Source organism: Ancalomicrobiaceae bacterium S20, assembly GCA_040269895.1.
GTDB lineage: Bacteria > Pseudomonadota > Alphaproteobacteria > Rhizobiales > Ancalomicrobiaceae > Methyloraptor > Methyloraptor flagellatus.
The window spans coordinates 1,112,459-1,125,310 of the sequence record CP158568.1 but is presented as its reverse complement, the minus strand read 5'-3'; the positions used below and the strand labels follow the sequence as shown (position 1 = coordinate 1,125,310).

The following is a 12,852-nucleotide window of genomic DNA, read 5'->3' as shown; positions in this document are numbered from 1 at the left end:
CCCTCAATTCGCCGCCGGCTTCGGCTGGACCAGACCGGCCGCGTCGACGACGACCTCGATCGGCTCGACCGGCGCGCCGGCATGGGCGTTCTGGAGACCGTCGACGATCAGCCGATCACCGTCCTTGATCCCGGCGCGGACCAGCCAGGCCGACCCGTGCGACTGGCTGGTGTCGAGAATGCGCGCCTCGGCCTTGCCGTCCGCGCCGACGAACAGCGCCGTCGCCTCGCCGCGCGCGTTGCGAGACACGGCCCGCTGCGGCACGAGGAACACGTTCTCGTCGGTGCCGACCTCGATCTCGGCGCGGACATACATGCCAGGCATCAGGATGTGGTCGGGATTGGGAAAGCGCGCGCGGATCGTGAACGAGCCGGTGGTCTCGCTGACGCTCGCCTCGAGGGACTCCACCACGCCGGCGGGCGCGAAAGCCGAGCCGTCCTCGAGCGTCAGCCTGACCGCCGGCGGCTTGTCGGGACGCCGTGCGATCTCGGGGCCGAGGATCTTGCGCAGCCGGAGCAGATTGGCGCTCGATTCCGTGAGGTCGACGAACATCGGATCGATCTGCCGCACGGTTGCGAGCGCCGTCGTCTGGCTCGCGGTGACGAGCGCACCCTGCGTGACCGACGAGCGGCCGATCAGGCCGGAGATCGGGCTGGTGATGCGCGTGTAGTCGAGATTGATCTGGGCGGTCTCGACATTGGCGGCGGCGGACTCGACGTCGGCATTGGCCTGCAGCAGCGTGCTGCGCGCGTCGTCCAGATCCTGCTGGCTGACGCCCTTGACCTTGGCGAGCTCCTCATAGCGCGTCACCTTGGCCTGCGCGCTCGGCACCGCCGCCTTGGCGCGGGACAGCGCCGCCTGCGCCGAGGCGAGGCTCGCCGCATAGGGCCGCGGATCGATCTCGTAGAGCAGATCGCCGGCCTTGACCTGCGATCCCTCCTTGAACACGCGTTGCTTGAGGATGCCGCCCACCTGCGGCCGGATCTCCGCCGTCGCAAAGGCGACGGTGCGGCCGGCGAGCGAGGTGACCAGCGGAACCGATTGCGGATGCAGCGTCACGACGCCGACCTTCGGCGTCTGCGCCGCCCCCATGCCCGGCGGCCCGCCCGCCGGCGGCTTGCCGCCACCCGACTGGTCGCCACAGGAGGCGAGGCTCGCCGCGACGGCGGCGACCGCGAGGCCGAAGATCGGACGGGTCATGAAAGGGCGCATGGATGGACCGCTCTTAACTTTGTCGCGCAAGGTTTTGCCGCACATGGCATTTTCGCTTTCGGGCTCAGGGCTCATGGCGTCGCCGGCGCCGAAGCGGCGCCGCCCTCCGGTGTGGTGACATTGGCGAGCCGGGCGAGATTGTCCGGCCGGTTCCACCAGCCGCCGCCGAGCACGGAAAACAGCGTGACCGCATCGGTGTAGCGCTGGGCCTGCGCCTGGACGCTGCTGATGCGGGCGTTCTGATAGGTCTGCTGGGCATTCAGCACGTCGGTGTAGGACCCGGTACCGGCCTTGAACTGCGTGCGCGACAGTTCCAGGCTCTCGCGCGCCGCGTCTTCCGCCGCCCGATAGGCCGCGACCGCCTCGGCATCATGCTGGATCGCCCTGAGCGCATTGGCGACGTCGCGATAGGCCGCGATCACCACCGACCGATAATTGGCCAGCGCCTGATCGAGCGCCGCCTCGTATTGCTTCTGCTGGTGCTGGAGCTTGCCGGCGTCGAACAGCGTCTGCGACGCGCTCGCCGCGAGGCTCCAGCCGGTCGCGCTGGAATTGAGCAGCTTGGCGATGTCGGTCGTCGAGGTCGGTAGCGCCGCCGACAAGGACAGGGACGGCAGCCGCGCGGCGATCGCCACGCCGACCAGCGCGCTCGCCTGATGGAGCTGCGCCTCGGCGGCACGGATGTCCGGCCGCTGCCGGATCAACTCGGCCGGCAAGGTCAGCGGCAGCTTGTGCGGCAAGGTCAGACTGCCGAGCGTGAAGGCCCCGCCGCGATAGCTGCTCGGGAATTCGCCCGCATAGGCCGCGATCCGGTTGCGCGTCTGCGCCAGCGTCTTCTTGAGCCCCGGCAGCGTCGCCCTCGCCTGCGCGAGCGTCGCGCGCTGCTGCAGCACGCTCGCCCGCGACGCCGAGCCGACATTGGCCTTGGTGTCGAGCACCCCGAGCAACTCCTCGAGCGCCTTGATGATGTCCTCGGTCGCTGCAATCTGCGCGCGCGTCGAAGCCTCGGTGATCACCGCATTGGTGAGATCGGTGGTCAGTGTCAGATAGGTCGCCTCGGCCGTGAAGGCCTGCGCTTCCGCCGCCGCGCGCGACGCCTCGGCGGTGCGGCGCTTAGCCCCCCAGAGATCGACGTCCCAGGAGGCGCCGATCTGGCCGGTGTAGAGCGTGTAGGGCCCGACATTGGTGGCGAGCGCGCCGGTGTTGTCGGCTCGCGTCGCCGTGCCCGAGGCCGAGACGGTCGGGAACAGGCTGGCCTGATCGCTCGCGGCCGCCTCGTTGGCCTTGCGCAAGGCCGCGCGCGCCGCCTCGAGGTCCGGATTGTTGGCGATCGCGACCTTGATCAGGTCGTTGAGCGGCCGGTTGCGGAACAGCTCCCACCAACGGCCGGGGATATCGGCCCCGTAGACGAGCCGCGCGCCGCCGACCGGCGCGATAGCCCCGCAACGGCGGATGCGCCCGGCAGATAGCCGGCCGCCGGATCGGCCTTCGGCGTTTCGAAATCGGGTCCGACCGCGCAGCCGGCGAGCGCGGTGGCGAGCAGGAGCGCGGCGACCGAGGCCGCGCTGGAAGGCAAAGACAGAGACATGAGCGTCCGTTCCGTATGACCGGTCGTGCGGACGCGCCCCACAACGCCCGCCTCTATAAGTGACAAATCACGTAAATCGTCACTTATCAAGGCAAATGTTTGAGACCTGCCACCAGCAGCTTGACCAGCCGCCGCGCCAACCCCTCGGCGTCGAAGCCCGGCTCGGTGGTCAGCCGACGCACGAGCAACAGCGGATCGGTGAACGCCATGAGCGCTTCGACCACCGTTTGGCCCGAGGCGACGGGATCGCCCGGTGCCAGTTCGCCACGCGCCACGCCGGCCGCAAAAACGGCGGCGAACCGCGCCGCGAGACGGCCCCGGAAGCTCCGCAAGACCGGCGGTTCATCGAACACGGTTGAGGCGAGAACGTCGAGAATCTGTGGAGTTCCGTCGAGGCTCAGGCGTCGGGCCAGGTGCAGCACATCCGCCAGGATCTGCTCCTCGACCGGCCGCGCCAGGTCGAGCGGCCCGAGATCGCGCTCGATCTCCTGAAAATGGTGCTCGGCGATGAAATGGATGATCGCCGCCTTGTTGGGGAAATGCTTGTAGACATTGGCCGAGGACATGCCGGCCTGGGCCGCGATATCCGCCATGGACGTGTTGGAATAGCCGACGGTGTCGAACAGTCCGGAGGCTGCGTCGAAAATCGCTTGGCGGGTCTCGGCGGTGGTGTGGCGGGGACGGCGGCTCATCGGTATCCACTGTTTCTAATGAAACATTCCGACAAACTATCACTATCGATCGAACCTTTCATCGGGCATTCCACATAAAATGCGGCGGCCCGATCCGAGCCGCCGCATGGGCCTGTGCGCGATCCGGTCCCGTGCCTCAGGTCCGGAGCACCCGATAGATCGCCGGGATCACCAGCACGGTCAGCGCGGTCGAGGACGCGAGCCCGAACAGGAGCGAGACGGCGAGCCCCTGGAAGATCGGGTCCGACAGGATCACGATCGCGCCGATCATCGCCGCGAGTGCGGTGAGCAGGATCGGCTTGAACCGGATCGCGCCGGCCTCGATCAGGATCTCGACCGGGTCGCGCGGCCGCTTAGCCCCCGCCCCGTCGTCGACCACGCGCGGCGCATGCCGGACGAAGTCGACGAGCAGGATCGAGTTCCGCACGATGATGCCGGCGAGCGCGATGAAGCCGATCATCGAGGTCGCGGTGAACGGCGCCCCAAACAGGAAGTGCCCGCCGAGAATGCCGATGAAGGTCAGCGGGATCGGCGTCAGCACCACCAGCGGCAGCTTGAACGAGCCGAACTGCGCGACGACCAGGATGTAGATCCCGAGCATGGCGACGCCGAAGGCCGCGCCCATGTCGCGGAAGGTCACCCAGGTGACCTCCCATTCGCCATCCCAGAGCAGCGTCGGCCGGCTCTCGTCGGCCGGCTGGCCGTGCAGCGCGATGGTCGGCTTGACGAGCCCGGTCCAGTCCTGCGCGTCGAGCGCGGCCTGCACCGCCAGCATGCCATAGAGCGGCGCCTCGAAGGCCCCGGCGAGTTCCGCCGTCACCATTTCGGCCGCGCGGCCGTTGTGCCGGAAGATCGGGAACGAGGCCTTCTCGCTTGAAACCTTGACCACGTCGCCGAGCTCGACCACGCCGCGGTCGCCGGGCAGCACGTTGGCCGGGATCGGCGTCGACAGATAGCGCTCGTCGAGCACCCGGTCGCTCTTCGGCCGCTCGAGCCGGATCGGGATCGGCATGCGGCCGCCGCCGCGATGCGAATAGCCGACGGTCGAACCGTTGCCGAGGATCGCCAGCGTGTCGAAGACGTCCTGTTCCTCGACCCGGAAGAACTCCAGCGCATCGGTCGACACGGTCGTGCGCAGCCGGTTCGTCGGCCGGCCGTAGGAATTGTCGACATCGACCACGAACGGCACCGAACGGAACGCCGCCTCGACCTTCTCGGCGGTCCTGCGCCGCGCCTCCGGATCCGGCCCGTAGATCTCGGCGAGCAGCGTCGCCAGGACCGGCGGCCCAGGCGGCAGCTCGACGACCTTCAGCACCGTGCCGTCCGGCACCGCGACCGCCTTGAGCCGCTCGCGCAGGTCGAGCGCGATCGCATGGCTCGAACGCTTGCGCTCGTCCTTCGGCGCAAGGATCAGATGGACATCGCCGAGTTCCGGGCTCGCGCGCAGGAAGGAATGGCGCACCAGACCGTTGAAGTCGAACGGCGCAGCGGTCGCCGCATGCGTCTCCGCCGAGATCGCCTCCGGCAGCGCCAGCGCGGTCCGCGCGACCGCCTGCACGACCGCGTCGGTCGCCTCGACCGACGCCCCTCGGGCAGGTCGACCATGACGGTCAACTCCGGCTTGTTGTCGAACGGCAAGAGCTTGACGGTGACATCCTTGGTGTAGAACAGCGCCAGCGACCCGAGCGTCGCCGCCCCGACGAGGAGCAGGAACACCCAGGACGCGCGTTTGGAGGCGAGGACGGGCCGAGCGACCGCCGCGTAGAGCCGCCCGAGCCGCCCTCCCGCGCCGACACCATCGTGGCCGCGGCCAATCTGGTCGTGGCCACCATGGCTTTCGCCAGGCCCGCCCTCGCCTGCCCCGCCGTGGGAGAGCGTGGCCCGGCCGGCGATCTTCATCATCAGCCAGGGCGTCACGATCACCGCGACGAAGAACGAAAAGATCATCGCCGCCGAGGCATTGGCCGGGATCGGGCTCATGTAGGGCCCCATCATGCCGGACACGAACAGCATCGGCAGCAGCGCCGCGACCACCGTCAGCGTCGCGACGATGGTCGGGTTGCCGACCTCCGCGACCGCATCGACCGCCGCATCCATGCGCGAGCGGCCGTCCGCCATGCCCCAGTGCCGGGCGATGTTCTCGATCACCACGATCGCGTCGTCGACCAGGATGCCGATCGAGAAGATCAGCGCGAACAGCGACACGCGATTCAGCGTGTAGCCCATCGCCTTGGCGGCGAAGAGCGTCAACAGGATCGTGACCGGGATCACGATCGCCACCACCAGCGCCTCGCGCCAGCCGATCGCGATCAGCACGAGGCCGACGATCGAAACGGTCGCGAGCGCCAGATGAAACAGAAGCTCGTTGGCCTTCTCGTCGGCGGTGTGGCCGTAGTTGCGCGTCGTCTCGACCGCGATCGACGACGGGATCACCCGGCCGCGCAGCATGTCGACGCGCGCCAGCACATCGTGCGACACGGTGACGGCATTGGCGCCGGCACGCTTGGCGATCGCCAGCGTCACCGCCGGCCGGCGCTCGAAGCCACCATCCTTGCCGCGCACGACCACGCCGACCAACGGATCGGCGGTGTCGGTCGCGAGCCCGACGGTTGCGACATCGCGAACGTAGACCGGCCGGCCGTCGCGCGTGGTGACGACCAGATTGCCGATCTCGGCCGGATCGCGCAGCGTCTCGCCGGCGACCAGATCCGCCATGCCGCCGTCGCGCCGAACGGTGCCGGCCGGGAATGCCCGGTTGGCGCTGGCGACCTTGGCGGAGAGCTGCTGCAGCGTGACGCCATAGAGCGCGAGCTTCTCCGGATCGGGCGCGACGCGGATCGCCTCCGGCGTCTCGCCGACCAGATAGGTCAGGCCGACATCCGGCACCTTGGCGATCTCCGAGCGCAGCTCTCGCGCGACCCGCGTCAGATCGGCCGGCGTGACGCCGGTCTCGCCCGGCGTCGGCGTCAGCGTGAGCGCCACGATCGCGACATCGTCAATGCCGCGACCGGTGACGGTCGGCTCCCGAATGCCCACGGGGATGCGATCGAGATTGGCGCGGATGCGGTCGTGCACGCGCAGCACCGCCGCGTCGGCCGGCGTACCGACCAGAAACCGCGCGGTGACCAGCACCCGGTCGTCCCAGGTGGTCGAATAGACATGATCGACGCCGGGAATCGCGGTGACGATCGTCTCCAGCGGCTCGGTGATCAGCTTGGCCGCGTCTTCGGCCTTGAGACCGGGTGCGCCGACGGCGATATCGACCATCGGCACCGAGATCTGCGGCTCCTCCTCGCGCGGCAGCGTGATCAGCGCGACGGCGCCGACCGCGAGCGCGGCGACCAGGAACAGCGGTGTCAGCGCGGAGCCGATGAAGCGCCGCGTCAGCCCTCCGGCGAGCCCGAGCTTCATGGCGTCACCACCTCTTCCCCGGCATCGAGCCCGCTCAGGATCTCGACCTGATCGGCCCCGGAGGCCGTGCCCGGCACCCCGTCCCGGCCGCCCAGCACGACCGCCCGCTCGACCTCGCCGGCCGGCGTCTTGACGCGGACCAGATCGAGCCCCGAACGGGTCGTGATCGCCGTCGCCGGTACGGTCAGCGCCCGACGGGTGCCGACCGGCAGGCGCACGAGCACACGCGCGTCGACGAAGTCGGTCGGCAGGTCCGCCACCTCGACATCGGCGATCACGCGCCCGTTGGCGATCTGCGGATAGAGCTTCTTCAGGCGCCCCTCGATCGAGCCGCCGCCGGTCTCGATCGCGAGCGCCGCCCCTGCTTCAGCGTCGCCGCGTGCCGCTCGGGCACGGCGAGCCGCAGGAAGAAGCCGCCGCCGCCGATGGTCGCCATGGTCTCGCCCGGCATGACCACGGCGCCGCGCGTGACCGGCACGGTCAGCACCCGGCCGTCGACCGGCGCGGTGACGTCGCCCTCGACACCCTGCTGGACCTGGACGCGCCGCTGCGCCTCGGTCGCGGCGATCTGGCCGCGCAGCACGTCGGCCTGGGTCGCGAGCTGGTCGAGGCGCTGCGTGGTGACCACGCCGCGCTCGACCAGCGCCTTGCCGCGCGCCAGTTCGCTCTCGGCGTTGGCGAGCTGTGCCGCGAGCGAGCGCAGCTGCGCGTCGAGCGCATCGATCTGGAACGCGATCTTGTCGTCGCGGACGGTGGCGATCCTGGTCCCGGCCTTGACGAAATCGCCCTCGGTCACGGCGAGCGCGACCAGCGTGCCGCCGATCCGGGCACGCGCAGGGATCGTCTCGCGCGCCTCGACCCGGCCGTAGACCGCCTTCCATTCGGTCAGCGATCGCGCTTCGACGATCGCCGAACCGGCGACGGCCGGCCCCGTCGCGCCGGACAGGATGACGGCCGCGCCGAACGCGGCGACGAGACGAACCAATGCGGACATGCGAACCCCCTCCGCGATCACGATGTCAGAACGCGGTGCCCGGCTTCACGCCGATCATCTTCAGGATCATGGCCGCCGGGCAGAAGCCGGTGAAGGCGGCCTGCAGCATGTTGGCGCCGACGAACACGGTCAGCCAGACGAAGGCCGGATGCACGAACAGGGTCAGCGCGACGGACACGAGGACCATCAGACCGGCGAAGGCGAGAACGGACTTGTCGAGGGTCATGGCACGGCTCCTTGGGCGGTGAGCGCCGCGACCGCCGCGACGCATCAATGTATCTGCGAATATTCTAATATAAACGATGCAGCGTCATTGCAAGGGCCCCGTTCCCGGAATCGCGGCGTCTAAGGCTTTGCGCGGATCGATGATGCGACTGCGGGCGGACCGCCGGGATCGGCGCTCGCCTCACGGAGCGGACGGCCGCGCGCGACCTCGGCCCGCAACGCTCCGCGCAGGCTCGACGTCGTCCCCTCCATGATCCGGGACGGAGAAATGCGCGCCGCTTGGGCCCGCGTTCAGCGGCAATAGATGTCGTAGAGCACGCCGATCAGGCGCCGGGCGTCATCGGAGGCGAGACGGTAGTAGATCGTCTGGCCATCGCGGCGGGTCGCAACGATGCCGAGGTCACGCAGCCGCGCGAGATGCTGCGACAAAGCCGACTGGCCGAGCCCGACGGCTTCGGCGAGCGCGCCGACCGCCATCTCGCGATCCATGAGCCGGCAGAGCGCCAGCAGGCGCTTGGCATTGCCGAGCGCGGAGAGCATGCGCGCGACCCGCTCGGCCTTGCCTTCGAGAATGTCGAACTCGCTCTGCGACACCGCACATACCGCGCCGTCGCCGTCCTGAACGGCCGGCGATCCGGCCGCGCTTTCGGTCGAAACAGCCATCGGTGAACCCTGTCCTGTCGCGCGGCCGGTCGCGCCGGTCCGGCGCACCACGTTGAACCGCAGCGAATATTAGCGGGCTCTAACATAATCGCGCTCGCCGGCAAGGACAAGCCAGTCGCGCAGACGCGCGGCGCGCATCGCCGCGATCCTCCATACCGAAGTCGCCAGGCGCGCGCTCAGCTCAGCGTCCGCCCTACCGCCCTCTTCCAGCCGGCCCATTTGCGATCCCGCGTCGCGGCGTCGAGATGCGGCACGAACCGGCGGTCGAGCGCCCAGGTCGCGGCGAAGACGCCGGGCTCCGGCAGCACGCCCGAGGCTAGCCCGGCGAGATAGGCCGCGCCGAGCGCGGTCGTCTCCATGACCTTCGGCCGGTCGACCGGCGCATCGAGCATGTCGGCCAGGAACTGCATGGTCCAGTCCGACGCGGTCATGCCGCCATCGACGCGCAGCACCGTGTCGGCCGATCCGGCCCAGTCGCCGTGCATGGCCTCGATCAGGTCGCGGGTCTGGTAGCCGACGCTCTCCAGCGCCGCGCGCGCCATTTCGCGCTTGGTGGTGCCGCGCGTCAGGCCATAGAGCGCGCCGCGCGCATCGGCGTCCCAATAGGGCGCGCCGAGGCCGACGAAGGCCGGCACCAGATAGACGTCCTGATGCGGATCGGCGGTCGCGGCGAGCGCGCCGGTCTCGGCCGCCTCGGCGATGAGCCCGAGCCCGTCGCGCAGCCACTGCACCGCCGCGCCGGCGACGAAGATCGCGCCCTCGAGCGCATAGGTGCGCTTGCCGTCGAGCTGATAGGCGATGGTGGTCAAGAGCCGGTTCTTGGAGGCGACCGGCGTCGCGCCGGTGTTGAGCAGCGCGAAACAGCCGGTGCCGTAGGTCGCCTTGGCCATGCCGGGCGAAAAGCAGGCTTGGCCCACCGTCGCCGCCTGCTGGTCGCCGGCGATGCCGCGGATCGGCAACGGCCGGTCGACCAGATCGGAGATCGTGGTGCCGAAATCGGCCGCGCTGTCGCGCACCTCCGGCAGCATCGCCATCGGCACGCCGATCAGCCGGCACAGATCCTCGTCCCAGGCGCCGCGATGGATGTCGTAGAGCAGCGTCCGCGACGCATTGGTGGCGTCGGTCGCGTGGACCGCGCCGCCGGTCATGCGCCAAAGCAGGAAACTGTCGACGGTGCCGAAGGCGAGCTCGCCGGCCTCCGCGCGCTGCCGGGCGCCGGGCACCCGATCGAGGATCCAGGCGACCTTGGTGCCGGAAAAATAGGGATCGAGCAGCAGCCCGGTCCGGGCCGCGACCATCGGCTCGTGGCCCTCGGCCTTGAGCCGCGCGCAGGTCTCGGCCGTGCGCCGATCCTGCCAGACGATGGCATTGTGGATCGCCCGGCCGGTCGAGCGCTCCCAGACGACGGTCGTCTCGCGCTGATTGGTGATGCCGATCGCCGCGACGGCCCCTGCCCCGATCCCGGCGCGGGCGAGCGCCTCGCGCATGGTCGACACGGTCGTGCGCCACAGATCCTCCGGGTCGTGCTCGACCCAGCCGGAGGCCGGATAATGCTGCGGGAACTCTTCCTGCGCGACCGCCGCGATCGAGAGATCGGCGCGGAAGACGATGGCGCGCGACGACGTGGTGCCCTGGTCGACGGCGAGGATGTGGGTCATGGCGGTCTCTGGGCGATCTCTGGGCGTTTCCGACGGTCTTCTTGTTGAAGCGGCAGCGTCGCTGTCTCGGCCGGCCCCGTCAACCGCGTCGCTCCTCAACCGCGTCGCGGACGGCGCCGAGAAGGCCGAAGCATGGCCGCGCCGATCGTGCAGGGGACGGCGCGGCCATGCTTCGGAAGTGCGCTCGGGAGGAGCGCCGCGACGGCCGATGCCCGGCCGTCGCGGTTGGTTTGGTCCCTGGGAGGACCGTCCCGTCGATCAGTTCTTCGGCGGGGTCGCCGGCCAGGACTTGATCAGCGTGTCGTAGTCGATCGTCTCGCCCTTCGGCTTCTCGTTGGCGAGCTTGCGCTGCGGGGCGATCGTGCCGTCCTTCTCCGCCTTGGCGAACCAGAACTCGGCCGTCTCCTTCTTGTTGAGCTTCGGACCGCAGGCACCCTGCACGCCCGACTTCTCGAGACGCTCGAGCACCGAGTCCTGCGCGGCGGCGAGCGCATCCATGGCGGCCTGCGGGGTCTTCGCACCCGAGGCGGCGTCACCGATGTTCTGCCACCAGAGCTGCGCGAGCTTCGGATAGTCTGGAACGTTGTTGCCGGTCGGGGTCCACTGCTTGCGCGCCGGCGAGCGGTAGAACTCGATCAGGCCGCCGAGCTTCGGAGCGCGCTCCGTGAATGACTTGTCCCAGATGTCCGATTCACGCGTGAAGGTCAGGCCGACATGGCTCTTCTTCAGCGACACGACCTTCGAGTTGATGAACTGGAGGTAGAGCCAGGCCGCCTTGGCGCGGTCCTTCGGCGTGGACTTCAAAAGCGTCACCGAGCCGACGTCCTGGTAGCCGAGCTTCATGCCGTCCTTCCAGTAGGCACCGTGCGGCGACGGCGCCATGCGCCACTTCGGCGTGCCGTCGGCGTTCACGACCGGCGTGCCGGGCTTCACCATGTCGGCGGTGAAGGCGGTGTACCAGAAGATCTGCTGGGCGACGTTGCCCTGGGCAGGCACCGGGCCGGCCTCGCCGAAGGTCATGCCGGCAGCGGCCGGGGGCGCGTACTTCTTCAGCCAGTCGAGGTACTTGACGATCGAATAGACCGCGGCCGGACCGTTGGTGTCGCCGCCGCGCTCGACCGACGAGCCGACCGGGCGGCAGCCTTCCATGCGGATGCCCCACTCGTCGACCGGGATGCCGTTCGGCAGGCCCTTGTCGCCGTTGCCGGCCATCGACAGCCAGGCGTCGGTGAAGCGCCAGCCGAGCGACGGATCCTTCTTGCCATAGTCCATATGGCCGTAGACCTTGACGCCGTCGATCTCCTTGATGTCGTTGGTGAAGAACTCGGCGATGTCCTCATAGGCCGACCAGTTGACCGGCACGCCGAGTTCGTAGCCGTACTTGGCCTTGAACTTCGCCTTGATGTCCGGGTTGGTGAACCAGTCGTAGCGGAACCAGTAGAGGTTCGCGAACTGCTGGTCCGGCAGCTGGTAGAGCTTGCCGTCGGTCCAGGTCGTGAAGGACGTGCCGATGAAGTCCTTCAGATCCAGATTGGGATCGGTGACGTCCTTGCCCTCGCCGGTCATGAAGTCGGACAGGTTGACGGTCTGGTTGTAGCGGCCGTGCGTGCCGATGAAGTCCGAGTCGTTGATCCAGCCGTCGTAGACGTTCTTGCCCGACTGCATCTGGGTCTGGATCTTCTCGACGACGTCACCTTCCTGGATGATGTCGTGCTTGACCTTGATGCCGGTGATCTCGGCGAAGGCCTTGGCGAGGGTCTTCGACTCGTACTCGTGCGTCGTCAGCGTCTCGGAGACGACGTTGATCTCCATGCCGGCGAACGGCTTGGCGGCGTCGATATACCACTGGAGCGCCTTGAGCTGCTCCTCCTTGGAGAGCGTCGAGGGCTGGAACTCGTCGAGCCACTTCTTGGCCTCTTCGGTACCGGCCATGGCGCTGGTCGTCATCAGCAGGGCGGCGAAGGCCCCGAGCGCCGACCGCTTGGTCATCCTGGTCATGAATTCCCTCCCAACCTCTTTTGCGTGCGCTTCTGGACGTGCGTCGGGGCGGCGCGCACGGGGCCGCCCTTCCGATGCATTGCCCGTCACACCCAGCGGAACACCGCCGCGGCATAGACGAGGGAAATCAGGCTGCCGATCCAGAGCTTCGAGACCTCGAGCCCCTCGCCGACCGGCAGGGTCGCGATCGTGTCGGCGCCGAACAGCGCCAGAAAGCCGAGATGGATGAAGGCCGCGCCGAGCAGCGAAATGAACAGGCGATCACCCCGCGTGGTCGGGATCGCCAGCACCCCGACCCGCTCGGTCTCCGGATAGCGGATCGCCAGCACCGTCAGCAGCGCGAGAAGGAACGCGATGCCGGCGTAGAAGGCGATCGTCGCCGGCGTCCAGGCCATCCATGCGAGGTCCATG

General features: G+C 69.0%; 10 protein-coding genes and 1 pseudogene. All 11 read right to left on the bottom strand.

The features are described from left to right. Nucleotides 1-3 precede the first annotated feature (3 nt). Nucleotides 4-1,200, bottom strand: coding sequence for an efflux RND transporter periplasmic adaptor subunit (locus ABS361_05450; GenBank protein XBY45715.1), 1,197 nt, complete (start codon nt 1,198-1,200; stop codon nt 4-6). A gap of 83 nt (nt 1,201-1,283) precedes the next feature. Beyond that, entirely contained in the window at nt 1,284-2,648 is a 1,365-nt protein-coding gene (locus ABS361_05445; protein XBY46819.1) for an efflux transporter outer membrane subunit, read from the bottom strand. Between the two features lie 238 nt (nt 2,649-2,886). Next, nucleotides 2,887-3,492 (bottom strand): TetR/AcrR family transcriptional regulator, encoded by a 606-nt coding sequence (locus ABS361_05440; GenBank protein XBY45714.1) that lies wholly within the window; start codon nt 3,490-3,492, stop codon nt 2,887-2,889. Between the two features lie 136 nt (nt 3,493-3,628). After that, nucleotides 3,629-6,903 (bottom strand): annotated as a pseudogene (locus ABS361_05435) (efflux RND transporter permease subunit). Beyond that, a complete protein-coding gene (locus ABS361_05430) occupies nt 6,900-7,181 on the bottom strand; it encodes a hypothetical protein (GenBank protein XBY45713.1) in 282 nt (93 codons plus the stop codon). The pseudogene ABS361_05435 and the gene ABS361_05430 overlap by 4 nt, the downstream one beginning before the upstream one ends. Before the next feature lie 32 nt (nt 7,182-7,213). Then, the gene (locus ABS361_05425) at nt 7,214-7,897 is read right to left on the bottom strand and encodes a biotin/lipoyl-binding protein (GenBank protein XBY45712.1); all 684 of its coding nucleotides are present in this window, start codon (nt 7,895-7,897) and stop codon (nt 7,214-7,216) included. A 25-nt stretch (nt 7,898-7,922) separates the two neighbouring features. Continuing rightward, nucleotides 7,923-8,123, bottom strand: coding sequence for a DUF2892 domain-containing protein (locus tag ABS361_05420; GenBank protein ID XBY45711.1), 201 nt, complete (start codon nt 8,121-8,123; stop codon nt 7,923-7,925). A gap of 290 nt (nt 8,124-8,413) precedes the next feature. Continuing rightward, nucleotides 8,414-8,662, bottom strand: coding sequence for a metalloregulator ArsR/SmtB family transcription factor (locus ABS361_05415; protein ID XBY46818.1), 249 nt, complete (start codon nt 8,660-8,662; stop codon nt 8,414-8,416). A gap of 299 nt (nt 8,663-8,961) precedes the next feature. Next, nucleotides 8,962-10,443, bottom strand: a complete 1,482-nt coding sequence (gene glpK, locus ABS361_05410) for a glycerol kinase GlpK (protein ID XBY45710.1) — start codon at nt 10,441-10,443, stop codon at nt 8,962-8,964. 258 nt (nt 10,444-10,701) lie between these two features. Further along, a complete protein-coding gene (locus tag ABS361_05405) occupies nt 10,702-12,432 on the bottom strand; it encodes an ABC transporter substrate-binding protein (GenBank protein XBY46817.1) in 1,731 nt (576 codons plus the stop codon). 95 nt (nt 12,433-12,527) lie between these two features. After that, nucleotides 12,528-12,851, bottom strand: coding sequence for a DUF2160 domain-containing protein (locus ABS361_05400; protein ID XBY45709.1), 324 nt, complete (start codon nt 12,849-12,851; stop codon nt 12,528-12,530). Nucleotide 12,852 lies beyond the last annotated feature (1 nt).

Excerpts from the sequence above, each read along its gene's own strand:
- ABS361_05450 (XBY45715.1), bottom strand. The coding sequence starts at position 1,200 with ATGACCCGTCCGATCTTCGGCCTCGCGGTCGCCGCCGTCGCGGCGAGC.
- ABS361_05440 (XBY45714.1), bottom strand. The coding sequence starts at position 3,492 with ATGAGCCGCCGTCCCCGCCACACCACCGCCGAGACCCGCCAAGCGATT.
- ABS361_05425 (XBY45712.1), bottom strand. The coding sequence starts at position 7,897 with ATGTCCGCATTGGTTCGTCTCGTCGCCGCGTTCGGCGCGGCCGTCATC.
- ABS361_05420 (XBY45711.1), bottom strand. The coding sequence starts at position 8,123 with ATGACCCTCGACAAGTCCGTTCTCGCCTTCGCCGGTCTGATGGTCCTC.
- ABS361_05415 (XBY46818.1), bottom strand. The coding sequence starts at position 8,662 with ATGCTCTCCGCGCTCGGCAATGCCAAGCGCCTGCTGGCGCTCTGCCGG.
- glpK (XBY45710.1), bottom strand. The coding sequence starts at position 10,443 with ATGACCCACATCCTCGCCGTCGACCAGGGCACCACGTCGTCGCGCGCC.
- ABS361_05405 (XBY46817.1), bottom strand. The coding sequence starts at position 12,432 with ATGACCAAGCGGTCGGCGCTCGGGGCCTTCGCCGCCCTGCTGATGACG.
- ABS361_05400 (XBY45709.1), bottom strand. The coding sequence starts at position 12,851 with ATGGACCTCGCATGGATGGCCTGGACGCCGGCGACGATCGCCTTCTAC.